Source organism: Ciceribacter sp. L1K23, from assembly GCF_018122705.1.
Lineage (GTDB): Bacteria > Pseudomonadota > Alphaproteobacteria > Rhizobiales > Rhizobiaceae > Allorhizobium.
Genome location: NZ_JAGRRC010000001.1, coordinates 1,178,703 through 1,204,261 on the forward strand (window position 1 = coordinate 1,178,703; position 25,559 = coordinate 1,204,261).

Below are 25,559 nucleotides of genomic sequence, written 5' to 3' on the forward strand. Positions count from 1 at the left end.
GCGGTGCGTACTCCAAACGCGGAACGGGGTATTTGGTTCCGTGGCCGATATCAGCCGCGCGGTTTTTTCGGACCGAAGCCCTTGTTTTTTCCGTCCCGCGCGCCGGCTTTCGGCCCGCCCTGCGGCTTGGTGAACCGACCTTCGCGTCCGCCGGCTGCGTCGCCACGACCGCGCGGCCCGTCACCGCGCTTGCCGAAGCTCTTCGCCTCCGCGGGGCGCCTGTCGTCGCGGCGCGGCTTTGCCGGCGCATCGCCCCAGACTTCGGCATCGGCAGCCCTCAGGTCGTCATCGCCGCGACGCGCCGGACGGGCGGCATTGTCGCGAGCCGGCTTGTCCTTCCAGTCCTTGCGGCCGGCGCCGTCCTTTTTCGCGGCCCAATCCTTTTTCGGAGCGAAATCCTTCTTTGGCGTGAAGTCCTTCTTGCCGGCCCAGTCCCTTGCCGGCGCGTCGCCCTCGCTACGGGCCGGGCGCTCACGCTTCGGCTTGCGGTCGGCGAACTCCCGATCGTCGCGCTGCGGACGTTCCTTCGGCGGCGCGGAGAAGTCTGGCTTGCCCTCGAGCTGCTCAATGGTGATGCCGCGCTCGAGCTGACCGCCGGGACCGATCGCTGACAGGAAGCGATCCAGTCCATCCTCGGCGATTTCCACGAAGGTTTCCTCGGGCTGCATCTTGATCGCGCCGATCACGTCCTTGGTGATCTTGCCGTTGCGGCAGAGCATCGGGATCAGCCAGCGCGGCTCGGCATTCTGCCGGCGGCCGACGGAGACCGTGAACCAGACGCTCGGGCCGAAGTCGCCGCGCGGCTTTGTGACCGGGCTCGACGGATTGGCATAGTCGGGCTCGCGGCGCTTCTTGGCGGCTTCCAGATTGACCTGGATCAGGTCTTCGGGCGCCGAGCGATTGCCGCGCTGCAGGCGGATGAAGGCGGCGGCGATCTGCTCGGCGCCGTGGGTGGCGATGAGCGCCTCGATCATCGGCGCTTCGTCCTCGGTGATCGCTTCCGTCAGCGAGGGATCGGCCAGAAGCCGTTCGTCGTCGCGGGCGATCACCTCGTCGGCGGACGGCGGCAGCGCCCAGGTCGGCTGTACATTGGCGCCACCGAGCAGGCGTTCGGCCTTGCGGCGGGCATTGACCGGAACAATGAGCGCCGAGATGCCCTTGTTGCCGGCGCGGCCCGTCCGGCCCGAGCGGTGCAGCAGGGTTTCCGAATTGGTCGGCAAGTCGGCATGGATGACGAGTTCAAGCCCCGGCAGGTCGATGCCGCGGGCGGCGACGTCGGTGGCGATGCAGACGCGGGCACGGCCGTCGCGCATGGCCTGAAGGGCGTGGGTGCGTTCGTTCTGGGAGAGCTCGCCGGAGAGGGCCACGACCGAAAAGCCGCGATTGTGCAGCCGGGCCGTCAGATGGTTCACGGCCGCACGCGTCGAGCAAAACACGATGGTGTTGCGCGCCTCGTAGTAGCGGAGCACGTTGATGATGGCGTTCTCGCGGTCGGGATTGGCGACGGTCAGCGCACGGTATTCGATGTCGACGTGCTGCTTCTTCTCGGACACGGTCTCGATGCGGCGGGCATCGCGCTGGTAGCTCTTGGCAAGATCGGCGATGGAGCGCGGCACGGTCGCCGAGAACAGCAACGTCCTGCGGTCATCCGGTGATTCTTCCAGGATGAATTCCAGATCCTCGCGGAAACCGAGGTCGAGCATTTCGTCGGCCTCGTCGAGCACGACCGCGCGCAGCGCCGAGAGGTCGAGCGCGTTGCGGGTAATATGGTCGCGCAGGCGGCCAGGAGTGCCGACGACGATATGGGCGCCGCGTTCCAGGGCGCGCCGTTCGGTTCGCACGTCCATGCCGCCGACGCAGGAGGCGATCGAGGCGCCGGTTTCGGCATAGAGCCATTCGAGCTCGCGCTTCACCTGCATGGCGAGTTCGCGGGTCGGTGCAATGGCGAGCGCCAGCGGCGCGCCGGCCCGTCCGAAGCGGTTTTCGCCTTCGAGCAACGTCGGCGCCAGCGCAAGGCCGAAGGCGACCGTCTTTCCGGATCCGGTCTGGGCGGAGACGAGCGCGTCGCGGCCTTCCAGTTCGGGATCGATCATCGCCTGCTGAACGGGAGTCAGGGTGTCATAGCCGCGCTTGCGCAAGGCTTCAGCGATCGCCGGGGCGATGCCGTCAAACTGGGTCATGTAACGGTCTTTCGATTACGCTCCTTCCGTTCCCGAGGGATGGAAGGGCAGGGCCGGCAGTCTATACGTAGCCGGCGACACGGTTTTGCCGCGTTCCTATCCTCGCGGCGGCAAAAAGTACAGGGGGCGGACTGAAAAAGCTCCGGCGCCGCTCAAACCCGGTCGTCTTTTACTCCGTCCAGCCGGTCTAGCCACTGGCGTGCGAGGTCAATGTCGCGTCCTTCCTCGTCGAAGCCGTGGCCGCAGGGAAGATCGTGATGTTCGACCTCCGCGCCAGCCGCCCGAAGCTGCGCGGCGAGCAAGGCGGCGTCGGCGGGGTTGCGGCGTTCGTCCGCCGTTGCGCTCAGGAGGAGGAGACGGTAGCCGCCGAGACCGGCAAAGTCCGTCCCGGGAGCGGGTGAAAGAGGGCGCATGAGGATTGCGCCCCGTGTCGCCTCGGGCTTTTTGATTGCCAGCGCGGCCGAGGCGATGGCGCCGTTGGAGTAGCCGACCATGACGGGAGGCCGGTCCGGCAGCAGCGCGGCGAGGTTTTCGAGAAAGACGGCCAGTTCCGCGACCGAGCGTGCGAGGTCTTCAGGGTCGAGGCTGCGGTCGGGGCGGCGGCGGAAGAAGGCGTAACGGTCTTCCCAGTCGACCTTGCCGCGCAGCCGAATGCGGGGCGAGTCTGGCCCCAGGCACTCGGCCCGATCGCCCCAGACCGTCTCGTCCTGCCCGCTGCCGTGCAGGAAGACAAGCGGCAGACCGTGGCCGTCCGGATTGTCGATCTCGCAGTAAAAGCCGGCGATCTTCGGCATATTGCCCTCAAAACCTTGCCCGAATCCCTGATGCAGCCTATGCCGGGATCATGTCGATCGCATATCACTCCGCCGGCAAGACCATCGCCATCGATTTCGAAACAGCCACCGAAGCGCGCGCCAGTGCGTGTTCCATCGGGCTTGCCTTCATCGAGGATGGCAAGGTGGTGCGCGTCGAGGAAAGGCTTATCCGGCCGCCGGGCAATCGCTTTTCCTCCTTCAACATCGCAATCCACGGCATTCGCCCCGAACATGTCGCTTTCGCGCCGGAGTTTCCGGATGTGATGGCGGAGTTCGCGGAGGATTTCGAGGGCGCGACGATGATCGCGCACAATGCCTCCTTCGATTTCTCCGTGCTGCGCGCCAGCCTCGACATGTACGGCCTCGACTATCCCGAGCTTTCCTACCTGTGCAGCGTCAAGCTTGCGCAGCGGCACTGGCCGGATCTCGGATCGCACCGGCTGAACGTGCTCGCGGCGCATCTCGGTCTTTCTTTCCAGCATCATAATGCGGCCGAGGATGCGCGCATTTGCGCCGAAGCGTCGCTCCCCATGGCGGCGGAAGCGGGCGCGGACAGCCTGATCGCGTTTGCGTCGCTGCTCGGTATCAATCCCGGGCGAATTTATCGCGGCGGCTATGATGCGTGCTCGGTCGCCCGCACGCCGCGGCGACGCGCGGCCTTGCAAGCCTGACCGTGCGATCCCACTCTATGGGAACGATCACAAAGGAGTGAAACCCATGGCTTTTCGCCGTTTCCTGGCATCCGCCGCCGTTTTCGGCGCCCTCGTCACGCCCGTCGCCGCCGAGGTTGTCGGCAAGGTCGGGGTCGACTGGGTCGGCAACGACATCGTCGTCGAGGCTGTGTCTGATCCAAAAGTGAAGGGCGTGACCTGCCACGTCACCTATTTCGACCGCTCGATCATCGATCGGCTGTCGAATGGCAACTGGTTCGAAGACCCGTCCAACAACTCGATCGCCTGCCGGCAGACCGGCCCGATCGAGATCGGTGATATCGATCTGTCCGAAGATGGAGAGGAAGTGTTTCGCGAAGGACGTTCGCTGATCTGGAAATCGCTGGTGGTGAACCGGATTTACGACAAGGCGAACGACACACTCATCTACTTGGCGCACAGCCGTCAGGTCGTCGAGGGGTCGGCCAAAATGGCGATCTCGACTGTCCCGCTTTTCGGCGAAGAGGTGCGATGGGAAGAGGGAAAGCCGCAGCGTTAAAACCCAAAAAAGGTCAAGCGGTTCTTGAAAATGAACCCAGTTTTGGCCGATCGGGTGGGTGAGGAGGGCTTTTGGTCATACTTATTATGAGGCAGGATCACATTGACATCCGGAAAGCGGGCAAACCCCAGTCCGTGTTTTCAATGTCTTGCCTGGCCTGACGGCCATTCGTTTCGTCGACCGCCCCGACTCCCATCGGGGCGGTCTGCGTTTGTTGATATGGCTTACTCCGCAGAGTTCGTCCGTCGATCAGATTAGCGGACGTAGATGATCTTGCCGCCGTTGGCAGCGGTCTCAACTTCGATGATGTTTTCCATCTGGACGTTTTCTGCCTGAAGCTTGGCAGCCAGAGCCGGGTCGGCCGCGACTTCAGCCTGGGCTTCCTGGACCTGCGATGCGTCAGTTGCGACAAGCGACAGGCGCTCGTACTGCTGGCGGTCCGTGTCGTTGTTCAGCGAGCTCAGGCGAACGATTGTATAGTTGTCCTCAGCCATGGTCGAACCGGTCGTGGTGGCATCCGGCGCCATGGTGGTGGTTGCCGTCTGAGCCAAGGCGATACCGCCCAGCGACGAGGCAGCGAACATACCGGCCAGGGCGATCTTGATAACGTTTTTCATGGTGTTTCTCCTTCCGTTTTCGTCTCTGTGTTGGACGATGAAAGAACGGACGGGAGTCGGCGAAGTTCCGGAAAAATAACGACAATTTTCCGGTTATTTTTGCTAATTTAGGCAGTTTCAGAGGTTGAAATCACATATGCGAAAGCCACGCGCGAGCGCGTGGCCTCATTTCGGACGTGCTTTGGCCCGATTGCCGGATCAGGCAGCCTGGGCCAGCTCGTCGGCAATCACAGTGTCGAGGTTCAGGAAGCAGACCATGGTCTTTTCCAGCGCCACGATGCCGCGGCAGAAGGCGCGCTGGGCTTCCGGGATGATTTCCGGTGCCGGCTGCAGGTCCTCGCCCTTGATGGTCATCATGTCGGAGACTTGTTCGACCAAGAGGCCGACCAGCTTGCCAGCGATGTCGGTGACGATGATGGCAGCGCGTTCCGACGGTTCGGTCATCTTCATACCCAGGCGGCAGGCCATGTCGATAACAGGGATCACCGCGCCGCGCAGGTTGATGAGACCGAGCACGTAGGGCGGGGTGTGCGGCATCGGCGTCACCGGCGCCCAGCCGCGGATTTCGCGGATCGCCATGATGTCGATGCAGAACTCCTGGTCACCCAGGTGGAACGAGACGATTTCGAGGTAGGCCCCGGACTGTTTGATCGCGTTTGTCATGTCAGAACTCTTCCCAGGTTTCTGTTGCGGCTGCCGTTCCGGCGCGGCCTGCCGGAGCGGAGCGGTTGATCGATCCTGCCACCCTGTTCATCAGGTCGCGGGCAGGAGAAGCTTTCGGCACGGCCGCGGCTGTCGCTGCTGCCGGCTTGACCGGGGCGGAAGCGGCATTGCCTCCGGTCTTGAACTGGCCGACCAGTCGCGTGAGGTTTTCCGCGTCCTGAGCCAGCGTATGGCTTGCGGCATTGGTTTCTTCCACCATCGCCGCGTTCTTTTGCGTCACCTGATCCATCTGGCCGACGGCCACGTTGATTTCAGATAGTCCCGCTGATTGTTCACGAGCAGCAGTTACGATTGATTTAACGTGGTCGTTGATCTGCAAAACTTCTTCGCCGATCCGATGGAGCGCCTCGCCGGCGGCGGCCACCAGATCGACGCCGGTCTTGACCTCGTCATTGGATTTTCCAACCAGGTCCTTGATGTCCCGGGCCGCATCGGCCGCGCGACCGGCGAGCGCCCGAACTTCCTGCGCGACCACCGCGAAACCCTTGCCGGCGTCCCCGGCACGAGCGGCTTCAACGCCGGCGTTGAGCGCCAGAAGGTTGGTCTGGAAGGCGATCTCGTCGATGACGTTGATGATCTTGCCGATCTCGCCGGTGGCTGTCTGGATGCGCTCCATGGCGGCAACGGCGTCGCCGACCACCACGCTCGATCGTTCGGCGAAATCCTTGGCGCCGTCCACCATGCGGCTTGCCTCCTCGGCCCGTTCGGCGGCTGTGCGGACGGTGGCGGTGATCTGGTCGAGCGAGGCGGAGGTTTCCTCCAGGGAGGCCGCCTGCTGCTCCGTCCGGCGGGCGAGGTCGTCGGCCGCCGAGCGCATCTGGTGGCTGTTGGCGGTGATCGAGGCGGTGCTGGTCGCAATGTCGCGCATGACGTTGCGCAGGCGCTCGGTCAGCTGGTTGAAGTCGGAGCGCAGCCGGTCGAGTTCGCCGGCGAAGGCGCTCGAAATGGTTGGAGAAAGATCACCTTCGGCCAGCATGTTGATGCCCTGGCCGAGCTGGTCGACTGCGCTCTTGATGACGCGGGCATCCTCTTCCGTGGCCGCCGCGCGGCTCAGCCGTTCCCGCTCGCGCTCCTCGCGCTCCTTCTCGGCCTCCGCTTCCATCTGGATCTTCTCGATCGCGGCGAGACGGAAGAGATCCGCCGACCGTGCGATGTCGCCGATCTCGTCCTTCCGCGATTTTTCGGCGACGTCGGCCTGGTAATTGCCGTCGATGATGGACTGCAGGAAGGCGCGGACAGACTGGATGCCGTTGACGATGGCATTCCCATGGATCAGCTGCAGCGCCAGAACGCTGACAAAGGCGATGCAGCCCAGCACCAGCTGTATGTAAAGCGCTTCTGCGGAGCTCTCCTGTGCCTCGGAGACCCGTTGTTCGATCAGCCTGCCGCCAAGCCCGGCGATCTTGGTCAGCATTTCGGCTACCTCGTCGCCGCTGCTGTCGATAATATCGTCGGCTGCGGCATACGAGCCAGGCTCCGCGCCGGCCTCGACCAGTGCCTTCAGGTCGATCTCGATGGCCTTGCGCAGAGCGGCGACCTTTTCGGCATAACCGTCGATCAGCGTCGGCTGGCCGGCGTCAGCGGCAACGGATTTCAGGGTTTCGACATTGTCGGAAAGCATGGCGCCGCTTTCGGCCATGATCGCGAGGCGCTCCGGCTGGACCACGCGCTCGTCGCGATCGATGATCGTGTCCATGGCCGCGAGCACAAGGTTGGAAACGGCCAGCCGCATTTCGCCGACGCGTTCCATCGCGATCTGGCTCTCTATGGCGCGTTCAAGGGCCGCATCGGCGCGGCTGTTCTGGTACCAGCCCGCTCCGAGCATGGATGCGATACCGATGACGGCGGCAGCGCCGAGCGTCATCATTCTCTGTTTTACGGACAGGTTATGACCGGCAATGAACCCCAGCATGCGTTCCTCGATGCTTTTCCATGGCCCCAATCGGCCTCGTCGGTGTCATGCGAAGGTCGGAACGCAGCACAGTCCGCGGATGTCATATCCACGCGATTCGACAGAATCTGCCTCGCAGGCCAAGTTTCGCCTGCTACAGTTAAACATTCGCTAATATTCTATGTGCTCATGCAGCCTTTACGCGAAAGCGATCGCGCGGCGGTAGAGATGCCAGGTGGCATGGCCGAGCACCGGCAGCGCCACCAACAGGCCGAGGAACAGCGGCAGCATTGCCAGGATGGCCGTCGCCGCGACGACGAAGCCGAACGCAAGCATCGGCACAGGGTTGGCGGCGACGGTGCGGATGCTGGTGATCATCGCCGTGACGAAGTCGATCTCGTGGTCGAGCAGCAACGGCATCGAAATGACTGTGACGGCAAACAGGAACGTCGAGAGTGCGGCCCCGACGACCGTCCCCACGGCAAGAAAAAGAAGACCTTCCGGCGTTGTCGTGACGACGGTCGCGAACGCCTCCAGCGTTGCGGGGATGCGAAAGCCGAGAAACAGCGCAAGCAGCAGGCGGACCTGGTAGATCCAGATCCAGAAGATGAACAGCACCACGAAGGCCATCCACGAAAGCTGCCGTTCGCGCTGTCGGAATACTTCGGTCAGAATCCCCTGCCAGGTCACTGCGCGACCCTGCTCGTGACGGCGGCTCACTTCGTAAAGGCCGACGGCGACGAAGGGCCCGACCAGCGGAAAGCCGATCGCCACCGGTATGATCATCCAGGGCAGATGGTAGATGGCCAGCATGGTGACGATAAAAATGCCGCCAAACGCATAGATGGCGCCGAAGAAAAGTCCGTAGGTAGGGTAGCGCGTAAAGTCCCGCCATCCTTCGGCAAGAGCCGCGGAGATGTCAGCAGGCGCCAACGTCCCGATCGTCGGTTTGGCCGGAACACCCATCTCCAATGTGCCGTCTCCCATCAATCCCTCCCAAGATCAAAGGCGATAAGCGAAGATTGGCGCAAACCGGCGCCCCAGTCCCTGATGTTTATCAAATCTGATCGACGCTCGCAAAAAATGCGCTTTCGCGGGCAGGGCGGCACTGGTATTCTCTATCCATGACGACAGCCACAGCCGAAACGCCCCGCACAATGACCGTTGTCGCCCTGCTTCTTGCTCTGGGCGCCGTGAGCGGTCTCGTGTTCGCCGGCTGGATGCGTTTTGGAGCGGATATCCTTCTGGCGTTCAGCCAGAACGGACTCAGCTGGTGTCTCTGACCAGCCTTCCTGATGCCGTGATGGCGAGACAAAACCGCGCGGTCCGCCGCTTTCCGTCTCTGTTGATTTGATCCGTCGGTTTCTTGGCGCTAAGCAGGCAGCCTGAAGTCGCGGTCCGCGAGGATCGGCAGGGAGTATATCATGAAAACAGTCCGCATCGTTCTCTGGGCGCTCGTCGTGGTCATGGCCGGCGCGCTCGGCTGGATGAGCTTTTCGATCAGCCAGAAGCAGGAACAACTGGCCGAAGCGCCGTTCGGGGTGCCGTTCGAACTGGTCGACCAGAACGGCCAGCCGATCACCGAGCAGGCTTTCCGCGGAAAGCCGACGCTTCTGTTCTTCGGCTTCACGCATTGCCCGGAAGTATGCCCGACGACACTGTTCGAACTCGGCGACTGGCTGCCGAAGGTCGATCCCGATGGTTCCAAGCTGCACGCTTATTTCGTGACGGTTGATCCGGAGCGGGATACCCCGGAATTGCTCGGCAGTTACATTTCCAATGTCACCGACCGCGTGACCGGCATTGCCGGCCCGCCTGAAAAGGTCGCCGAAGTTGTGAAGGGCTTCCGTGTGTATGCCAAGAAGATCCCGATCGACGAGAAGGATCCGAACGGCGACTACACCATGGACCACACCGCCTCGATCTTCCTGCTCGACGCCGAGGGCCGGTTCAAGGGTACGATCGCCTACGGCGAAAATCCCGATGTCGCCATCGAAAAGCTGCAGAACCTGATGAAGGGCTGAGCCTTCTCTCCGGATTGCCCGCGGCGGTAGTTGCGTCGCGGGGGCCGGCATAGTACCGGACTGCTGAGACTTCCATCCAGCATCCGAGGGCAGGCCGTGAGTGAAATCCGTCTCTTTGTGACCACATCAGAGAAGCAGGCGAACCGCATTCTCGACCTGATGACGCTTGTCTTCGAGGACGAGGGCTATGCCATCGCCACGACCGAAGTCGACGAGAAGGCTGACCGCTGGCAGGCATCCGTCTATCTGATGGCCGATGAGGAGGCCGACATCCGCGAGCGGCTCGCGGCCCTGCTGGCGGAAGAGTTCGCCGGTCTCGCCATCGAAACGGAAGTCATTCCCGACATAGACTGGATCGCCAAATCGCTCGAAGGCCTGAAGCCCGTCAGGGCCGGCCGCTTCCTCGTTCACGGCGCCCATGACCGCGACAAAGTGCGGGCCAATGACCTTGCAATCGAGATCGAGGCGGGGCAGGCCTTCGGCACCGGCCATCACGGCACGACCGCCGGCTGCCTCGAAGTCATCGACAGCGTCATCCGTTCCCGCCCGGTCGTCAACGCACTCGATCTCGGCACGGGCAGTGGCGTTCTTGCCATCGCCATCGCCAAGCTCGCGGCTATTCCGGTGCTGGCGACCGACATCGATCCGATCGCCACCCGGGTGGCACGCGAAAACGCCCGCAAGAACGGCGTCGCCGGTCGCATCGAGTTTGCGACCGCGCCCGGTTTCCACTCCCCGGCCTTCCGTCACCACGGGCCGTTCGACCTGATCGTTGCCAATATTCTCGCCCGTCCGCTGATGAAGATGGCGCCACAGCTCGTCGGCAATCTCGCGTTCGGCGGTTCGGTCATCCTCTCGGGTATTCTTGCCGAGCAGCGATGGAAGGTTCTCGCTGCCTATAACGGCGCGGGCCTCCGCCACGTGCGCACAATCTGGCGCAACGGCTGGGTCACCATTCATCTTCAGTAGTTATTGCTTATTTTGCGGCGCAGCGTTGCACTTGACGCATGTCAGGTGCGCTTGGCATTTCAGGCTCCGGACATGCAAAAGGCGGCACCGATGGTGCCGCCTTGCTGATTTGCTACATGCAAATCCGATCCACGAGCCTTTGGGAGGAGACGCTCAAGCGGATCATTCGTACTCTGGAATTCGGTCGCTGGAGGGAGGAGGAGACGGCGACCGGATCGTGATCAGAATACGAAGCTCTTGGCGCCCTTGCGGCGCAGTTCTTCGCGGCTGGTGCCCATGGACGCTAGCGTCTCATCATCGAGGTTCAGCAGGGCGCCGTTGACGTAGCGGCTCACCTGACGTTCGCGTGCCGCGACGACGCGTTCGTATGCGGTGCGGAAGAAGGAGGTTGCCATTTTGAAAATCCTTTCGTTACGGAAGCACTCTTGCTCCGTTCGATGATCCCAATATAAGCGCTGCAACAATTTTAGTGAGGGGGTCTAAGGCACGGGTGTTATGCGCTTAGCGCAAAGCTTCGTCGTTTTCGCCGGATTTTTGGCCGTTGTCTGTCACAAAATTGGGCAGCGTGCCTCCAGATGATGTTGCGATGCACGCATCGACGCCCGACGCCGCGGCTGTGCAAGCCGGTCGGGCTTGCTATAACGACTCACGTTCGTTTCTTTCAGTCAGGTTTTCCGATGTTCCAGTCCTTCGACGTCACCTCCACCCCGCAGTTCGGAAAGGAGCGGGTGGACGCCCTGCGCGCCCGCTTCGCCTCTCTCGGGATCGACGGGTTCCTGGTTCCACGCGCGGATGAGTATCAGGGCGAATACGTGCCGGCCTCGTCGGAGCGGCTTGCCTGGTTGACCGGCTTCACCGGCTCGGCCGGTATCGCTCTCGTGACGGCACGGCAGGCGGTCGTCTTTGTCGATGGCCGCTACACGACGCAGCTTGTCGACCAAGTGGACGGCGCGGTGTTCGAGCCCGGCGACCTCGTCGGCGAGCCGCCGCACCGCTGGATTGCCGCGAGGGCCACCAAAGGCTTCCGTCTGGGCATCGATCCGTGGCTGCACACGGCTGCCGAGGTTCGGCGGCTGGAAAAGGCGCTTGCAGAGAAGGACGGTAGCCTCGTGCTTCTCGGGGAGAACCCGCTCGACGCCGTGTGGGAGGGCCGTCCGCCCGAACCGCTCGGCGCGGTTACCATCCAGACCGATACCTTCGCCGGAACGTTGGCGAAGGAGAAGATCGCGAAAATCGCTGGCGATCTTGCCGAACGCTCTTTGCGGGCGGCGCTGATTACCGACCCGTCGTCGGTCGCCTGGATCCTCAATATACGCGGCAACGACGTTCCGCATACGCCGCATCCGCTGGCCCGCGCGATTGTGTTTGCCGACGGCTCCGCCGACATCTTCCTCGACCGGCGCAAGACCGGGATAGAGGTCGAAGCCTATCTTGCCCAGCTTGCTACCCAGCGCGAGCCGTCGGAGATCGAGGGACGTCTGGCAGCACTTGGCCGGGATGGCGCGCGCGTCCTCGTCGATCCGGACCTGACGCCTTACGCCTTCTACGACCTGATCGGCCGCGACGGCGGAACGGCCGTGGAGGGCCGCGATCCGGCGAAGCTACCGAGGGCAATCAAGAACACTGTGGAGCTCAATGGTTCCGCCGTCGCGCACCTGCAGGACGGCGTGGCGATGGTGGAGTTCCTCGCCTGGCTCAGCGACCAGCGTCCCGGCACCGTCACCGAGATCGACGCGACCAAGGCGCTTGAAGTGGCGCGCCGGCGGGTCGGCGAGCGGATGCAGAACCCGCTGAAAGACATTTCCTTCGACACGATATCAGGGGCCGCCGAGAATGGCGCGATCATCCATTACCGGGTGACGACCGAAACCAACCGGGTGCTGAGGCCGGGCGAACTTTTCCTGATCGATTCCGGCGGGCAGTACGTCAACGGCACGACCGATATCACCCGCACGGTGGCCGTCGGGGCGGTACCGGAGGAGCAGAAGCGGTTCTTCACGCTGGTGCTGAAGGGCATGATCGCCATCAGCACGGCGCGGTTTCCGAAGGGCACGCGCGGCTGCGACCTCGATCCACTGGCGCGCATCGCGCTTTGGAAGGCCGGCGCAGACTATGCCCACGGCACCGGCCACGGTGTCGGCTCCTATCTCTCCGTGCATGAGGGGCCGCAACGGATTTCGCGGCTGGCGACGCAGGAACTGCTGCCGGGCATGATCCTCTCCAACGAGCCCGGTTATTACCGCCCCGGCGCCTTCGGCATCCGGATCGAGAACCTGATCTATGTCCGCGATCTCGAGCCGGTGGAGGGCGGCGACATGCCGATGATGAGCTTCGAGACGCTGACCTATGTGCCGATCGACCGCTATCTCGTGGTTACCGAGCTCCTGACGCGGGACGAGCTGCGCTGGCTCGACGCCTATCACGAGAAGACCCGTGACGAGCTTCTGCCGCTGATCCACGATCCCAAGGTTCGGGACTGGCTCGAAAAGGCGACGGCGCCCTTCAGCCGGTGATTCCGTAGCGCATGATCATCACGGTGACCCAGCCGGCGACGAGCAGCGGGATCGCCGAAAAGCGCAGTCCGACCAGGAAGGCGACCGTCATCGCCACCTTCACGTCCCAGCCGCCGGCGAAGAAGGCGGGGGCGACGAGGGTGGTGAGCACGGCGGCCGGCACGGCGTTCAACGCCGCCTCTAGCCTCGGCGGGATCGTCTTCATCCGGCTGATCACCAGATGGCCGCCGATGCGGGTGAGGTAGGTGGCGAGTGCAGACAAGAGGATGACGGCGGTCATGTAGGGCGACAGGATCTCGGTCATTCCGACGCCTCCGGCGCTTTCGGGGGCAGGGCGGCGGCGACCACGATGCCGACAGCGGCGCCGATGCTGACATGCCAGGGCGAGCCGACATAGATGTGGGCGAGCACCGAGGACAAGGCGCTGGCGGCGGCGACGAGGGCGAAGTTGTCACGTTTGCGGAAGCCGAGCAGCAGGCCCATGAAGTAGACCGGCAGCAGCACGTCGATGCCCCAGGTTTCCATGTTGCCGATCAGCCGGCCGAAATAGGCGCCGATGGCTGTCGTGCCGACCCAGGCGACGTAAAGCGCCAGGCCGAATCCCATGTACCAGGCGAAGGTGACCTTCTTGCCGCTCTCGTCGCGGGCAAGAGCAAGCGCGAATTGCGGGTCGGTCAGGAGAAAGAAGGAGGCGGCCTGCTGGGGGAAGGTGAAGCGGGAGAGGAAAGGGCCGACGGCGGCGGAATAGAGGATGTGGCGGAAGTTTACGGCGAAGACTGAGAGCACGATCAGCCAGGCCGGGACGTTGTGGCCGAAGAGCTCGATGCCGACGAGCTGGCTGGCGCCGGCAAACAGCGTCGCGCTCATCAGCGTCGCCTCGGCCACCGTCAGGCCGTTGCCGACGGCGACGGCGCCGAACAGCAGCGCGAAGGGGATGGTGGACATCAGCACCGGCGGCGCCTGGCGCAGGCCCTCGACAAGATCGGCTCGCATGGATTTTCGGTCTCCTTCGTCCGCCCCTTACGGCTTTGCCGCCGGGCGGACAATCAAATTTGGCTGATGGATCGATTGACGAAACCGAACCTTCGCGCGCCGTGGTTGATCCCAAAGGCGTCTCGACTTACTCTTGGCAGGCCGATGGCGATGTTTCTTGAACGAAAGGAACCGATCGACGATGAAGCTCGACTATTCCACCGAGGATCTCGCCACGCTGATCTCCAGGGTGCAGGAGCATTTCGAGTCCGAATTCGAACTGGAGCTCGGACGGTTCGAGGCCGAGGAACTCGTCGATTTCTTCACCCAGCAGATCGGCGCGCATTTTTATAATCGCGGCCTCTACGATGCCCAGTCGGTGATGCTCGGCAAGATCGAGGATCTGAACGACGCGATCTACCAGCTGGAACAGCCGGTCGATCTCGGCTGACAAGGCCTCACTTCTTCACGCGCGGCTGGAAGGTGTGCTCCTCGGCGGGGAAACGGCGGGCCTTGACTTCGTTGGCGTAATCCTCGACGGCGGACGAGATCAGGGGCGCGAGCGAGGCGAAGTGTTTGACGAAGCGCGGCTTGAAATCGTTGAAGATGCCAAGCATGTCGTCGACGACCAGCACCTGTCCGTCACAGGCAGGCGAGGCGCCGATGCCGATCGTGGCGGTCGCGACCTCGGCCGTGATCTCGCGGGCGAGCGGCTCGACCGTGCCCTCGATCACCATGGCGAAGGCGCCCGCCTCGGAGATTGCCTTGGCGTCGCGGCGGATCTTGTCGGCCTCGGCTTGCGTGTGGCCCTGCGAGCGGTAGCCGCCATTGGTGTTGACCTGCTGCGGCATCAGGCCGACATGGCCGAGAACCGGCACGCCGCGGCTGATGAGGAAGGCGACGGTTTCCGCCATTTCTTCACCGCCCTCCAGCTTGACGGCATCGCAACCGGTTTCCTTGAGCAGCCGGGCCGCATTGCGGAAGGCCTGTTCCTTCGATTCCTGGTAGGCGCCGAAGGGCAGGTCGACGATGACACAGGCTTGCTTCGCGCCGCGCATGACGGCCTGGCCGTGGGCGATCATCATGTCCATGGTGACGGAGACGGTGCTTTCCATGCCATAGAGCACCATGCCGAGGGAATCGCCGACCAGCAGGAAATCGCAATGCGGATCGGTGAGCCGCGCCATCGGCGTGGTGTAGGAGGTGAGCGAGACGATCGGGCGCTGACCTTTGAGAGCCTTGATGGCCGACGGCGTCATGCGCTTCTGGCGGAGGGGCGCGCTCATGCGGCTTCCTTTCCGGTTGCCTCGGCCTTGCCGAGAACCCTGTTGTCGAGAAGCCTGGTCTGGCCGATGCGGACGTAAAGCAGGATCAGCGCGGTGGCGCCGATGCGCTCCAGCGGCTCCAGAGTCTTCGGATCGCGCACGGCGACCACTTCCGGGTCGGCCAGCGGTTCGGCGCGGATGAAGGTTTTTATGGCGTCTTCCAGTTCCTTCGGATCGCGCAGGCCGGCGGCGACGAGGCGGTCGGCCTCTTCCAGCGCCTTCGGCACGATGACGGCGGCGGCGCGCTCTTCCGGCGACAGGTAGACGTTGCGCGAGGAGCAGGCGAGGCCGTCCGCCTCGCGAATGGTGGGGGCCGGCACGACGCGGACGGGCAGAGCGAGATCGTCCACCATGCGGCGGATGATCGTCACCTGCTGGTAGTCCTTCTCGCCGAAATAGGCGGCGTCGGGCTGGACGATGTTGAAGAGTTTCGTGACGACCGTGGCGACGCCGGCGAAATGGCCGGGACGGGCCTCGCCCTCCAGCTGGCCGCCGAGCTTCGGCAGGTCGACGACCGTCTGCATCGGCTCGGGGTACATGGCCTCGACATCGGGGGCGAACAGGAAATCGACGCCGGCAGCCTCCAGCATCAGGCTGTCGCGGGCAAGGTCGCGCGGATATTTGGCGAGATCCTCGTTCTTGCCGAACTGCAGCGGGTTGACGAAGATCGAGACGACGGTCACGTCGTTTTCCGCCTTCGAGCGGGCGACGAGGCTCATATGCCCCTCGTGCAGGTAGCCCATGGTCGGCACGAAGCCAATGCTGCGGCCGGCGCGGCGATGGGCGGTCAGGCGCTCGCGCAGTGCGGCGATGGTACCGATGGTTCTCATGACCGGCTCCTCCCTGTCATTTTCCGCGGACCCTTGTTGCGTTCGGTCCTTGCAAGGCGGCCTAGCGCGTGCGGCGCAAAAAGGCAATTCCCCTGATGGGTTGGTCCCGTTGTCTCAGGCGAGGCGGTCATGGCTTGTCGTGATCAGGACGCCGGCCGCGCGCATCTCCGCGATCGCCGCCTTCACACCCTCCGGATCGATGCCGCGGGAGCCATCCTCGATGAAGGCGACGCGCACGCCCGGCAGCATGTCGACGGCATCCAGCGCCGAGAATTTCACGCAGTAGTCGGTCGCAAGGCCCATCAGGTCGAGCTCGGTGACGTTTTTCGAGGCGAGATAGCCGGCAAGGCCGGTGAGGGCGGCGCGGTCGTTGTCGCGGAAGGCGGAATAGCTGTCGACGGCGACATTCTCGCCCTTCCGCTGCACGTGGTCGATGGAGGCCACGTCGAGGTCCGGGTGGAAGTCGGCGTCGGCGGTGCCCTGGACGCAATGGTCCGGCCACATCATCTGCGGCTTGCCGGAGAGTTCACCCATCTCGAACGGCGCCTTGCCGGGATGCTGCGAGGCGAAGGAACCGTGGTTGGCCGGATGCCAGTCCTGCGAGGCGACGACGAGATCGTAGCGGCCGCTCTTCATCAGGCGGTTCGCGACCGGGACCACGGCGTCGCCATCGGCGACGGGCAGGTTGCCGCCGGGGCAGAAGCCGTTCTGGATGTCGATCAGCAGCAGCGCACGGGTCATGGGTTTGCCTTTCGTTTCGTTGGGTGAAGATGGCAAGGGCCGGGCAGGGGATCAAGGGGGGACGCCGCAGGGCAGGTGTGCGGTTTTGGCGTCGCCTTCTCTCCAGCCTCATGCCGAGGTGCGCCGCAGGCGCCTCGAAGCATCATCGGGGCTGGCCGCACCGGCGCCGGTGTCGTGCCCCGCATGATCCTTCGAGACCCTCGCTCTCGCGAGGGCACCTCAGGATGAGGGCGTGCCGGGTGGCTGTTGCGTCGGTCACCGCGTCACAAGTGCCCCTCATCCGGCTGCCGCCACCCGGCCGGCCTTTCGCTAGGGCTCAAGGCGTTCGTTGCTGCAATCGATTCGCCGGATCGATTGCTCCGCTGCGCGGACCGCGCCTCACCCCCGCTCGCGGGGAGAAGGGACTCGTGGCGCCGCCGGCGCTCCATCCTCCTTCTCCCCGCGAGCGGGGAGAAGGTGCCGGCAGGCGGATGAGGGGCAAGTCCCGGCATTTCTTCAGCGGTAGCGTCATCCATCTCCTCCAATCTCAAGCTCCCAAAATCCCGCGCACCCCAAAACCCCGCAGAGGCTCTCCCCCTCCGGTTCGGCATCACCTGTAATGTTCTTCCCCATAACTCCAGACAAAGGGGAAGCGGACGGGGTACCGGGGGCACCTCGTTAGTTTAGTATAGTGGTACCTTCCGGTACCCCGTTCGGCGGTTTTTATCCGCGACTTCGGTCTCTCTGGGAGAGCGTCGGGTTTCCGGTGGAGGCAAACCCCCACCCCGCATGCGCCGCCGGGACTTGTCAGGTCCGTTGGCCCGCGCCGCATGCATACCCCGCGCTCCCTTCCGTGCCCCACAGGCACACCCGGCGCCCGGTTAGGGCTGGATGACGGGCCTGGCTGCAAACCCGTCCTCCCCCATGTCGCCGGAGGGAGACCATTTTCCGCGGACCCCGGTGGCAGGCTCTTGCGTCCTTCCCCTGCCACCAGCGCCGGCCCCGCCTCGCCACAACGCCTTGTGGTGTATCCGCGACGGAACGGGAACTAGGATACGGGCGTGGAAAAGAAGGGGGAAAGCAGCGGTGAGATTTTTTCGAAGGAAAGTGTTTTTTTCTGATAAGGTGTTGTTTTTGTTGGGAGATAATTTTGGTGGCGTGCCTTGGGACGACCCCTTCACCTGAAAAATCTGGCACTTAGCGAAAGCTAAGAGCTGAAATTACCCTCAGTCGCACGCTCTTTACTAGTTTTGCCTGGGCAGAAAAGACACTTTGGCGAACCTTCGTGTGGTGGATATATAAAGCAATCTGTCGTTGCGAAAATGGTCTGGCGATTTTAATGTCATTGACAATTGAGATCGGGAGAAATCGCCTTGATAGACTTCAACAAGCTTGCGCGGCCCAAAGGAAATGTCGCGCCTATCGACCCTCTTGAGATATTTGCAAAAACTCCGAATTTGAAGGACGCGCCCAACGATCTTTGGAAAGGTCAGGCCGAGGCGTTGGAAAAATGGCACGCAACTCGTAGCGCTGACGACAATGCCATCCTCCTAAACACCGGCGCAGGAAAATCCATCGTTGGGATTCTTGTTGCGCAGAGTCTTGTTAATGAGCAGATCGGTCCGATTGTCTTTGCTTGCAGCACTATTGACCTAGTGAATCAAACAGCCCGGGAATGCGACAGACTAGGAATAAGTTACACCACGCGGGTTCAAGGAGCATTTTCTAACGACCTCTTTGAGATCGGCAAAGCGTTTTGCATTACTACGTATCAGGCGCTGTTCACCGCCAACACAACCTTCGGCGGCGAGAAAAAGCCTGCGGGTGTTATTTTCGATGATGCGCATGTCGCAGAACGAATGATACGGGATGCTTTTACTTTAACGGTAACAAAAGAAGACTTCCCAGCGCTATTCACAAAGATTGTGGAGATGGTCAGACCCGAATTTGATAGCATCGGGAAGGGCGCACATCTAAATTTCATTTTGGAGCAGTTCGGGCAGCAGTCTGTCACGATGTGTCCTCCTGCGAGCGCTCATAGGCACAAGGAGGAGCTTATCGAAGCTATTAAAAGCGTTAAGAATTTTCGAAAGACCGATTTGTTTTTCCCAGCGTTGCGCCTTTGGGAGCACATCGGCAATTGCGCCATTTTTGTTTCGGCTAATTCGGTTGAAATAACTCCTCCTTTCATTCCAACTGGAGTTTTTGACTTCCTTGGTAAAGGGGTCCGCCGCGTTTATCTCTCCGCCACGATGGAATTCGAGACGGACTTCGTCCGCGGTTTCGGGAGAAGAATTAGTGACCGTATCGTGCCCGACAACGATGCGGGCAACGGCGAGCGCTTAATCCTTTTGAGTAGCCGGTTCGTCGACAAACCGGAAAAGAGAGAACTGGCGAAGGAGATCCTTAAGAGTCACAAGTTGTTAATCTCCGTTCCGTCCTATCCGAAGGCGGTTCCATGGAAGGGCATTGGGACCCCACCAAATCGATCTGAGTTCACTGAAGCGCTTCAAAAGTTTAGAGATGATAAAACGGGTGCATTCGTTTTGGTGTCGCGCATTGACGGCATCGATCTCCCACAAAACACCTGTCGCGTAATGCTGATTGACGGCGCGCCTTCGGGGGCGAACCTAATGGATCAGTACCTTTTCAGCCATCTTTCGCTGAGCAACTTGTTCTCTACAAAAATGGCAAGTCGTGTCACTCAGTTACTTGGCCGCATAAACCGTGGAAGAAGCGACTACGGCGCTTTCTTGATCTATGGCAGTGACCTCAATGTTTGGCTCAAAACCGAACGCAACGTCGCCTTGCTGCCGCCTCTTATTCGCAAGCAGGTAATATTGGGGCAGACTGTGCAAGAAGGGATGACGTCTAGTAATGCGGAAGAAGTTAACGCGCTTATTTCACAAGTAATGGCGCGAGATTCCGGCTGGTTGAAATTCTACAGGGACACTGTCGACGGTCTAGAAGTATCGAGCGACGCTCTTGAGCGTGTAAAGGAACGTGAAGGCCAGCTTGCCGTTGCGGCGGTAGCCGAATGCAGTTTTATGACGCGCCTATGGCAAGGAGATGTTGAAGGTGCCCGCAAAGCGCTCCTCGATGTATTAGACGATGTAGCGCTCGTTGATGCCAGATTAGCGGGTTGGTATTCCGTTTGGTTGGGTATGACTTACGAAATTGACGGCGATGCGGTGACAAGTGTTGCGCATTACAAAAAGGCTCGGTCGAGGTTGTCGGCGTGGCTCAATGTCCAATTCAAGTCTGCTGAGGATCTTCTTGTCGAGAAGGCAGACGGGGAAATTACACTAATCCAACGCAGATTGTTGGAAGTAAACCACCATGGCCCACAGGCGTTAGGAGACCTTGTAGCTAAGCTGAGGATACAATCACGAAACTTGTTGGAAGATAAAGCCACATCGAACGTTAAGGAAGAAGCTCTTCGAATGTTTGGTGAGTTAATTGGATTTTCTGCGAGCCGTCCAGACAACGAAACGGGAGCTGGTCCTGATGTGGTTTGGATCGATGAAGAGGCAAAAGTAGGTATTCCATTTGAACTGAAAACACAGAAAAATGCGCCGGCAGAGTATTCGAAACAGGAAGTCGGGCAGGCTCATAACCACATCCAGTGGATGAAGGATAACTATCCAGAAATATCTTGGCCTGGTATGCTGATCGTAGGCCCTAGTGGTGTATGCAAGGCAGAAGCAAATCCATCCGACGATATTTTCTTGGTGGAGACAACCGCTCTTGCCAATCGCATGCGTGAGTTTTCCGCGAAGATTGAAGATACGCGCGGAAAAATTTTGCTTGAGCGTCACACGTTGTTGAAGGAACTTGGCGGTCTTTCTGAATGGCTTATAGATGGATGGTTCAAGGTCTTGGCGCGGAATAAGCTGAAGGATCTCAGATAGCGGCCCTGCCTTTGTACATATGGTTAGGATGTTTGAGGAACTCTCGCGGATGCTGGCTGTTAGGACTGCTCCAGATACTTAATGATGGAGAAGTCCTATGCATCCCAACATTGACACAACCGACCCCACTCACGACGTATATCCCGCACCGACCGACACGCGACTGGTCGATGATACCCCCGCCAACCTCCACCCCCGCTACCCCGCCGCCGCCTTTCGCGGCCCCCTCTTCGAGACCCGCGACCGGATCGCGCTTGCCATGGCGACGCTGATGTTGATCGGGCCGCTGGCGGTGATGCCGCTCGGGTTGGGGTGAGGGTAGCGGTTGGCGGTTCCGGCCGTCAGCTTGCGAGGCCCAGTCCGCCGTAGCGGCTGATTTCGCTTTCGATTTCCGACACCAGCGTGTCGAGCGCCGGGTTGCGGGTTTTGCGGGCGCGGCGGACGATGTAGGCGACGGAGGGGGGTGCCGGCAGGCGGTCCTCGATCAGGGTCATGTCGGGGCGGAGATGCCGGTCGGAGAGGAGTGCCACGCCGAGGCCGGCGGTGACGGCGGCGGTGATGCCGGCGGCGCTGGAGCATTCGAACACGGTTTCCAGCACGCCGCCCCCGTCCTGGCCGATATCGAGCGCCCAGCGGCGGTAGAAGCAGTCGTCGTCGAAGGAGAGGAAGGGGATCGGGGCGTCCTTGGGCAGGACGAGGTCGCGGTGTTTCACCCAGTGGATGTTTTCGCGGAAGAGCACGAGGTCGGTGGGGCGGACCTCGTGGGCAAAGACCTGGACGATGGCCGCGTCGAGCTCGCCGCGATCGAGCATGGCGCGCAGCACGAGGCTCATGCGGACCTTGGTGCGCACCGCGACATCCGGATGGAGCCGGCGGAAGCGGCCGAGGATGCGGGCGAGATCGGTGCAGGTGGTGTCCTCGGTGAGGCCGAGCGCGAGGCGGCCGGCGAGCGTGGTGCGCGTGAGGCTTAAGAGCGCCTCGTCGTGCAGGCCGAGGATGCGGCCGGCATAATCGAGCAGGTCCTCGCCGGCGGCGGTGAAGGTGCGGTCGCCGGGCTTGCGGCTCAGGAGATCGCAGTCGAGGCTCACCTCGAGCCGCCTGATCTTGTGGCTGACGGCCGATTGCGACAGGCCGAGGGCGTCGGCCGCCCGGGTGATGCCGCCGTGGTGGCGGATGGCGAGAAGGGCGCGGAGCGCGTCGATCTCGAGGCGGCGGGCGTTCAGGTCGGTCATGACTGGCTCCTCGTCGTTGTCTGCCAATAGTGCGCCAGATCGATTGCTATGGCAAATTTTCATGCCATCTTTTTCTTGAATGTCATCTCATCATCGATTTTTGTCATGTGCCTTGCGGATCATTCAGGCCTAAGTCTCCGGCTGTCATCCACACGGAGATTGGCCATGACCTGCGTTCCTTCACCCGCTCCCGTCGTTCACAGACGCTGGCTCTGGCCGGTTCTTGCGCTCGTCATGATCGTCAGCTGGAGTTCGGGCTTCGTCGGCCTGCGCTATGCCAACGAGGAGGCCGGCATGGCGACGGTGCTGTTCTGGCGGACGCTGGTGGCGGGGCTGATCCTGTTGCCGTTCGCGGTTTTCACCGGGCCGAAGATGACGGCGCGCGGTGTCTTCGAGCAGATGGTGTTCGGCGTGGCGGCGGTGGTTCTTTATCTCGGGGGCTTCGCGGTGGCGATCGCCGAGCGGGTGCCGACGGGGCTGGTGGCGCTGATCTCCGACATGCTGCCGCTGGCCATCGCGGCGCTGTCGCAGCCGGTGCTGGGCGAGCGGCTGTCCGGGCGGCGATGGGCGGGAACGGCGGTGGCGGTCGGCGGCGTGTTCATCGTCTCGTTCGACAGCCTGACGGTGGGGGAGGCGCCGCTCTGGGCGTATGTGGTGACGGTCGCCTCGACGCTGGTGTTCGCGCTCGCCTCGGTCATGCACAAGAAGCGGCCGACGCTCCGGATGCCTGTTCATCAGGCGCTCTCGATCCATACGCTGACGGGGGCGGCGGTGTTCGGGCTGGTGGCGTGGTGGCAGGGCGGGCTGATGCCGCCGCTGACGGCGCATTTCGCCTTCGGCGTCGGCTGGCTGGTGCTGTTCGCCACCTTCGCGGCCTACGGGGTCTACTATACGGCGCTCCGGCTTTATCCGGTGGCGCAGGTGAGTGCCGCGATCTATCTCTCGCCGCCGGTCACCATGATCTGGGCCTGGATGCTGTTTTCCGAGCCTCTGACGGGGGTGATGTTCGCGGGGCTGGCGGTGACGCTGGCGGGGGTGGCGATGACGTGGCGGGGGTGAGGCGGGCGGCATATCGTCAACGGGCGTAAAGCACGCTGGCGCTTTGTGAATTCGACGCGCGGAACCTTTACGGGGTGTTTTGCGTTGGGGTTCGTCGGACCATGCGCCGGCTCTCGCCCTTTCTCGACAAAGACACCCCGGGGTTTCACCATGATCATCATCCTCACCGCCGTCGTGTTCGGCGCCATCGGACTTTTCCTTGGCGTCGGCGGCGGCCAGCTCGTCATGCTCGGCGGCAGCTGGTACTACCTGATTGCCGGCCTGGCCTTCGCGCTTACCGCGATCCTGCTTCTCCTCCGGCGCCCGTCGGCGCTCTGGGTCTACGGGCTCTTCATCGTCGGCAGCCTTGCCTGGGCGATCTGGGAGGTCGGTTTCGACTGGTGGCAGCTCGGCACGCGCGGCGGCGTGGTGGTCGTGGCCGGTCTCTGGCTGCTGTTGCCGGCCGTTCGTCGTCCGCTCGGCTTTCGCGGATCGGACGGGCGTCGGCATGCGGCGAGCGCCACGGCGGTGGCGGTGCCTGTCGTGCTGGCAATCGTTGTCGCCGGCTATTCGCTGACCACCGATCCGGCCGACATGTCCGGGTCGCTGCCGACCGAAACGGTTGCGCAGACGGTCGATTATGGCGGGCAGGTGGCCGACCAGGAATGGCATCAGTATGGCCGCACCCCCTATGGTCAGCGCTATTCGCCGCTCAACCAGATCACCACCGAGAATGTCGATCAGCTGGAGGTCGCCTGGACCTATCAGACCGGCGACGTGAAGCTGCCGGAGGATGTCGGCGAAACCACCTACCAGGTGACGCCGCTCAAGGTGCGCGACACGCTCTATATCTGCACGCCGCACAACTGGGCGATCGCGATCGATGCCGCGACCGGCAAGGAGAAGTGGAAGTTCGACCCGAATGCCGGGCTCGAGCCGCAGCGCCAGCACCAGACCTGCCGCGGCGTGACCTATTATGCCGATCCGTCGGTTCCGGCCGGCAGCGCCTGCAGCGAGCGGGTCTACCTGCCGACCTCGGATGCGCGGCTGATCGCGCTCGACGCCAAGAACGGCCAGATCTGCGAGAACTTCGCCGATGGCGGCACGCTGCGGCTGGAGCAGAAGATGCCGTACAATCCGGCCGGCTACTACTACTCGACCTCGCCGCCGGTCATCGTCGACGACAAGATCATCATCGGCGGGGCCGTCAACGACAACTATTCGATCCGCTCGCCGTCCGGCGTCATCCGCGCCTTCGACGTCGACACCGGCGAACTGCTGTGGAACTGGGATTCGGGCAATCCCGACGAAACCGAACCGCTGCCGGAGGGCGAGACCTATACGGCGAACTCGCCGAACAGCTGGTCGATCTTCTCGGTCGACGACGCGCTGGGGCTCGTCTACATCCCCCTCGGCAACCAGGTGCCCGACCAGCTCGGCATGGGCCGCAGCGAGGCGGTGGAGACCTATTCGTCCTCCATCGTGGCGCTGGACGTGAATTCGGGCCAGGTGCGCTGGGTGCGCCAGACCGTGCATCACGACCTCTGGGACATGGACGTTCCGGCCCAGCCCGTGCTGCTCGACATCACCAAGGAGGACGGCACCACGGTGCCGGCGCTGATCGGTCCGACCAAGCAGGGCGACATCTACGTGCTCGACCGCCGCACCGGCGAGCCGATCATCCCGGTGCGCGAGATCGCGGCGCCCGGCGGTGCGATCCCGGAGGATTTCACCGCGCCGACGCAGCCGATCTCGGATCTCACCTTCCGGCCGCCGCCGCTCGAGGAGCGCAACATGTGGGGCATCACGCTGTTCGACCAGCTTGCCTGCCGCATCGCCTTCCACCAGCTGAAATACGAGGGGCAGTATACGCCGCCGTCGCTTGAGGGGACGATCGTCTATCCCGGCAATTTCGGGACGTTCAACTGGGGGTCGATCGCGGTCGATCCGGAGCGGCAGGTGATGTTCGGCATGCCGACCTATCTCGCCTTCACCTCGCAGCTGGTGCCGCGTGAGGACGTGCCGCCGCCGGGTGCCAACGAGAAGGGTTCCGAGCAGGGCCTGAACCGCAACGAGGGCGCGCCCTATGCGGTGAAGATGGGTCCGTTCCTCAGCCCGCTCGGCATTCCTTGCCAGGCGCCGCCGTGGGGCTATGTCGCGGGCGCCAATCTCCGCACCGGCGAGATCGCCTACAAGCACCGCAACGGCACGGTCTACGACATGACGCCGCTGCCGCTGCCCTTCAAGGTCGGCGTGCCCGGTATCGGCGGCCCGATGATCACCAAGGGCGGCGTCGCGTTCCTTGCCGCTTCGGTCGACGACTACCTGCGCGCCTATGACCTGACGACCGGCAAGCAGCTCTGGGAAGCCCGGCTGCCGGCCGGCGGCCAGGCGACGCCGATGACCTATGCGCTCGGCGACAAGCAGTATGTCGTGCAGGTCGCCGGCGGCCATGGTTCGGTCGGCACCAAGCCGGGCGACTACGTCATCGCCTACACGCTGCCGAACTGACGGGCGATCATCGCGGTCAATGAAAGAGAAAGGCTCCGGACGGCATGTCCGGGGCCTTTCGTCATTTCGGTGTGACAGA

Annotated in this window: 24 protein-coding genes; 11 read left to right on the forward strand and 13 right to left on the reverse strand. The window is 62.7% G+C overall.

The features are described 5' to 3' along the window. Positions 1 to 50: 50 nt before the first annotated feature. Both J5J10_RS05370 and J5J10_RS05375 read right to left on the reverse strand, forming a co-directional pair. A complete protein-coding gene (locus J5J10_RS05370; RefSeq protein ID WP_211929125.1) occupies positions 51 to 2,180 on the reverse strand; it encodes a DEAD/DEAH box helicase in 2,130 nt (709 codons plus the stop codon). Between the two features lie 152 nt (positions 2,181 to 2,332). Further along, entirely contained in the window at positions 2,333 to 2,974 is a 642-nt protein-coding gene (locus J5J10_RS05375) for a hypothetical protein (RefSeq protein ID WP_211929126.1), read from the reverse strand. Positions 2,975 to 3,024: 50 nt separating this feature from the next. Between J5J10_RS05375 and J5J10_RS05380 the strand changes: the two genes are divergently transcribed. Together J5J10_RS05380 and J5J10_RS05385 are read left to right on the forward strand one after the other, a co-directional pair. Next, complete coding sequence (locus J5J10_RS05380; protein WP_211929127.1) at positions 3,025 to 3,666, forward strand: 3'-5' exonuclease; 642 nt, start codon at positions 3,025 to 3,027, stop codon at positions 3,664 to 3,666. A 46-nt stretch (positions 3,667 to 3,712) separates the two neighbouring features. Beyond that, a complete protein-coding gene (locus tag J5J10_RS05385) occupies positions 3,713 to 4,204 on the forward strand; it encodes a CreA family protein (protein ID WP_211929128.1) in 492 nt (163 codons plus the stop codon). A 254-nt stretch (positions 4,205 to 4,458) separates the two neighbouring features. Here the strand turns inward: J5J10_RS05385 and J5J10_RS05390 are convergent, their stop codons facing one another. The 4 genes from J5J10_RS05390 to J5J10_RS05405 form a co-directional block, all read right to left on the reverse strand. Further along, on the reverse strand, positions 4,459 to 4,821 hold the full coding sequence (locus tag J5J10_RS05390) for a hypothetical protein (RefSeq protein WP_211929129.1): 363 nt from the start codon (positions 4,819 to 4,821) through the stop codon (positions 4,459 to 4,461). A 198-nt stretch (positions 4,822 to 5,019) separates the two neighbouring features. Then, a complete protein-coding gene (locus J5J10_RS05395; protein ID WP_208551465.1) occupies positions 5,020 to 5,484 on the reverse strand; it encodes a chemotaxis protein CheW in 465 nt (154 codons plus the stop codon). A 1-nt stretch (position 5,485) separates the two neighbouring features. Then, a complete protein-coding gene (locus tag J5J10_RS05400; protein WP_211929130.1) occupies positions 5,486 to 7,456 on the reverse strand; it encodes a methyl-accepting chemotaxis protein in 1,971 nt (656 codons plus the stop codon). Positions 7,457 to 7,633: 177 nt separating this feature from the next. After that, positions 7,634 to 8,422, reverse strand: coding sequence for a DUF2189 domain-containing protein (locus J5J10_RS05405; protein ID WP_246745843.1), 789 nt, complete (start codon positions 8,420 to 8,422; stop codon positions 7,634 to 7,636). Positions 8,423 to 8,559: 137 nt separating this feature from the next. Between J5J10_RS05405 and J5J10_RS05410 the strand changes: the two genes are divergently transcribed. The 3 genes from J5J10_RS05410 (at position 8,560) to J5J10_RS05420 (ending at position 10,428) form a co-directional block, all read left to right on the forward strand. After that, positions 8,560 to 8,718, forward strand: a complete 159-nt coding sequence (locus J5J10_RS05410; protein ID WP_208551463.1) for a hypothetical protein — start codon at positions 8,560 to 8,562, stop codon at positions 8,716 to 8,718. Between the two features lie 141 nt (positions 8,719 to 8,859). Continuing rightward, positions 8,860 to 9,459, forward strand: coding sequence for an SCO family protein (locus tag J5J10_RS05415; RefSeq protein WP_211929131.1), 600 nt, complete (start codon positions 8,860 to 8,862; stop codon positions 9,457 to 9,459). A 96-nt stretch (positions 9,460 to 9,555) separates the two neighbouring features. Continuing rightward, positions 9,556 to 10,428: a 50S ribosomal protein L11 methyltransferase gene (locus J5J10_RS05420; RefSeq protein WP_211929132.1), complete on the forward strand. Its 873-nt coding sequence runs from the start codon at positions 9,556 to 9,558 to the stop codon at positions 10,426 to 10,428. A gap of 221 nt (positions 10,429 to 10,649) precedes the next feature. Here J5J10_RS05420 and J5J10_RS05425 read toward each other — a convergent pair whose 3' ends face one another. After that, positions 10,650 to 10,823 (reverse strand): hypothetical protein, encoded by a 174-nt coding sequence (locus tag J5J10_RS05425; protein ID WP_208551460.1) that lies wholly within the window; start codon positions 10,821 to 10,823, stop codon positions 10,650 to 10,652. A gap of 282 nt (positions 10,824 to 11,105) precedes the next feature. Between J5J10_RS05425 and J5J10_RS05430 the strand changes: the two genes are divergently transcribed. Then, the gene (locus J5J10_RS05430) at positions 11,106 to 12,941 is read left to right on the forward strand and encodes an aminopeptidase P family protein (protein ID WP_211929133.1); all 1,836 of its coding nucleotides are present in this window, start codon (positions 11,106 to 11,108) and stop codon (positions 12,939 to 12,941) included. On the opposite strand, the gene J5J10_RS05435 is transcribed toward J5J10_RS05430, so the two are convergent. Both J5J10_RS05435 and J5J10_RS05440 read right to left on the reverse strand, forming a co-directional pair. After that, positions 12,931 to 13,245 carry an AzlD family protein gene (locus J5J10_RS05435; protein ID WP_211929134.1) on the reverse strand — a complete coding sequence of 105 codons (315 nt, stop codon included), beginning with the start codon at positions 13,243 to 13,245 and terminating at the stop codon, positions 12,931 to 12,933. The two genes, J5J10_RS05430 and J5J10_RS05435, sit on opposite strands and share 11 nt — an antisense overlap. After that, positions 13,242 to 13,934: an AzlC family ABC transporter permease gene (locus J5J10_RS05440; protein WP_211929135.1), complete on the reverse strand. Its 693-nt coding sequence runs from the start codon at positions 13,932 to 13,934 to the stop codon at positions 13,242 to 13,244. The genes J5J10_RS05435 and J5J10_RS05440 overlap by 4 nt, the downstream gene beginning before the upstream one ends. A 157-nt stretch (positions 13,935 to 14,091) precedes the next feature. Between J5J10_RS05440 and J5J10_RS05445 the strand changes: the two genes are divergently transcribed. Beyond that, on the forward strand, positions 14,092 to 14,364 hold the full coding sequence (locus J5J10_RS05445) for a DUF2164 domain-containing protein (protein WP_249116680.1): 273 nt from the start codon (positions 14,092 to 14,094) through the stop codon (positions 14,362 to 14,364). A gap of 7 nt (positions 14,365 to 14,371) precedes the next feature. On the opposite strand, the gene panB is transcribed toward J5J10_RS05445, so the two are convergent. From panB to pncA, 3 genes are all read right to left on the reverse strand, one after another. Next, complete coding sequence (gene panB, locus J5J10_RS05450) at positions 14,372 to 15,199, reverse strand: 3-methyl-2-oxobutanoate hydroxymethyltransferase (protein ID WP_211929136.1); 828 nt, start codon at positions 15,197 to 15,199, stop codon at positions 14,372 to 14,374. Next, positions 15,196 to 16,068, reverse strand: coding sequence for a pantoate--beta-alanine ligase (gene panC / locus J5J10_RS05455; RefSeq protein ID WP_211929137.1), 873 nt, complete (start codon positions 16,066 to 16,068; stop codon positions 15,196 to 15,198). Before panC ends, panB begins: the two co-directional genes overlap by 4 nt. 114 nt (positions 16,069 to 16,182) lie before the next feature. Continuing rightward, complete coding sequence (gene pncA, locus J5J10_RS05460; protein ID WP_211929138.1) at positions 16,183 to 16,809, reverse strand: bifunctional nicotinamidase/pyrazinamidase; 627 nt, start codon at positions 16,807 to 16,809, stop codon at positions 16,183 to 16,185. Positions 16,810 to 18,161: 1,352 nt separating this feature from the next. On the opposite strand from pncA, the gene J5J10_RS05465 reads away from it, so the two are divergent. Continuing rightward, positions 18,162 to 20,699, forward strand: coding sequence for a DEAD/DEAH box helicase family protein (locus J5J10_RS05465; protein ID WP_211929139.1), 2,538 nt, complete (start codon positions 18,162 to 18,164; stop codon positions 20,697 to 20,699). 97 nt (positions 20,700 to 20,796) lie between these two features. Beyond that, positions 20,797 to 21,015: a hypothetical protein gene (locus tag J5J10_RS05470; RefSeq protein WP_211929140.1), complete on the forward strand. Its 219-nt coding sequence runs from the start codon at positions 20,797 to 20,799 to the stop codon at positions 21,013 to 21,015. A 25-nt stretch (positions 21,016 to 21,040) separates the two neighbouring features. On the opposite strand, the gene J5J10_RS05475 is transcribed toward J5J10_RS05470, so the two are convergent. Further along, the gene (locus J5J10_RS05475) at positions 21,041 to 21,931 is read right to left on the reverse strand and encodes a LysR family transcriptional regulator (RefSeq protein ID WP_211929141.1); all 891 of its coding nucleotides are present in this window, start codon (positions 21,929 to 21,931) and stop codon (positions 21,041 to 21,043) included. A gap of 165 nt (positions 21,932 to 22,096) precedes the next feature. On the opposite strand from J5J10_RS05475, the gene J5J10_RS05480 reads away from it, so the two are divergent. Both J5J10_RS05480 and J5J10_RS05485 read left to right on the forward strand, forming a co-directional pair. Continuing rightward, the gene (locus tag J5J10_RS05480; protein ID WP_211929142.1) at positions 22,097 to 22,990 is read left to right on the forward strand and encodes a DMT family transporter; all 894 of its coding nucleotides are present in this window, start codon (positions 22,097 to 22,099) and stop codon (positions 22,988 to 22,990) included. 150 nt (positions 22,991 to 23,140) lie between these two features. Then, the gene (locus J5J10_RS05485; RefSeq protein WP_211929143.1) at positions 23,141 to 25,480 is read left to right on the forward strand and encodes a glucose/quinate/shikimate family membrane-bound PQQ-dependent dehydrogenase; all 2,340 of its coding nucleotides are present in this window, start codon (positions 23,141 to 23,143) and stop codon (positions 25,478 to 25,480) included. Positions 25,481 to 25,559: the final 79 nt, after the last annotated feature.

Bases quoted from the DNA above. Each gene is read 5' to 3' on its own strand.
- J5J10_RS05425 (WP_208551460.1), bottom strand. From the start codon at position 10,823: ATGGCAACCTCCTTCTTCCGCACCGCATACGAACGCGTCGTCGCGGCA.
- J5J10_RS05370 (WP_211929125.1), bottom strand. From the start codon at position 2,180: ATGACCCAGTTTGACGGCATCGCCCCGGCGATCGCTGAAGCCTTGCGC.
- J5J10_RS05405 (WP_246745843.1), bottom strand. From the start codon at position 8,422: ATGGGAGACGGCACATTGGAGATGGGTGTTCCGGCCAAACCGACGATC.
- J5J10_RS05430 (WP_211929133.1), top strand. From the start codon at position 11,106: ATGTTCCAGTCCTTCGACGTCACCTCCACCCCGCAGTTCGGAAAGGAG.
- J5J10_RS05470 (WP_211929140.1), top strand. From the start codon at position 20,797: ATGCATCCCAACATTGACACAACCGACCCCACTCACGACGTATATCCC.
- J5J10_RS05390 (WP_211929129.1), bottom strand. From the start codon at position 4,821: ATGAAAAACGTTATCAAGATCGCCCTGGCCGGTATGTTCGCTGCCTCG.
- J5J10_RS05480 (WP_211929142.1), top strand. From the start codon at position 22,097: ATGACCTGCGTTCCTTCACCCGCTCCCGTCGTTCACAGACGCTGGCTC.
- J5J10_RS05475 (WP_211929141.1), bottom strand. From the start codon at position 21,931: ATGACCGACCTGAACGCCCGCCGCCTCGAGATCGACGCGCTCCGCGCC.
- panC (WP_211929137.1), bottom strand. From the start codon at position 16,068: ATGAGAACCATCGGTACCATCGCCGCACTGCGCGAGCGCCTGACCGCC.
- J5J10_RS05485 (WP_211929143.1), top strand. From the start codon at position 23,141: ATGATCATCATCCTCACCGCCGTCGTGTTCGGCGCCATCGGACTTTTC.
- J5J10_RS05410 (WP_208551463.1), top strand. From the start codon at position 8,560: ATGACGACAGCCACAGCCGAAACGCCCCGCACAATGACCGTTGTCGCC.
- J5J10_RS05380 (WP_211929127.1), top strand. From the start codon at position 3,025: ATGTCGATCGCATATCACTCCGCCGGCAAGACCATCGCCATCGATTTC.
- J5J10_RS05400 (WP_211929130.1), bottom strand. From the start codon at position 7,456: ATGCTGGGGTTCATTGCCGGTCATAACCTGTCCGTAAAACAGAGAATG.
- panB (WP_211929136.1), bottom strand. From the start codon at position 15,199: ATGAGCGCGCCCCTCCGCCAGAAGCGCATGACGCCGTCGGCCATCAAG.
- J5J10_RS05395 (WP_208551465.1), bottom strand. From the start codon at position 5,484: ATGACAAACGCGATCAAACAGTCCGGGGCCTACCTCGAAATCGTCTCG.
- J5J10_RS05440 (WP_211929135.1), bottom strand. From the start codon at position 13,934: ATGCGAGCCGATCTTGTCGAGGGCCTGCGCCAGGCGCCGCCGGTGCTG.
- J5J10_RS05415 (WP_211929131.1), top strand. From the start codon at position 8,860: ATGAAAACAGTCCGCATCGTTCTCTGGGCGCTCGTCGTGGTCATGGCC.
- pncA (WP_211929138.1), bottom strand. From the start codon at position 16,809: ATGACCCGTGCGCTGCTGCTGATCGACATCCAGAACGGCTTCTGCCCC.
- J5J10_RS05375 (WP_211929126.1), bottom strand. From the start codon at position 2,974: ATGCCGAAGATCGCCGGCTTTTACTGCGAGATCGACAATCCGGACGGC.
- J5J10_RS05385 (WP_211929128.1), top strand. From the start codon at position 3,713: ATGGCTTTTCGCCGTTTCCTGGCATCCGCCGCCGTTTTCGGCGCCCTC.
- J5J10_RS05435 (WP_211929134.1), bottom strand. From the start codon at position 13,245: ATGACCGAGATCCTGTCGCCCTACATGACCGCCGTCATCCTCTTGTCT.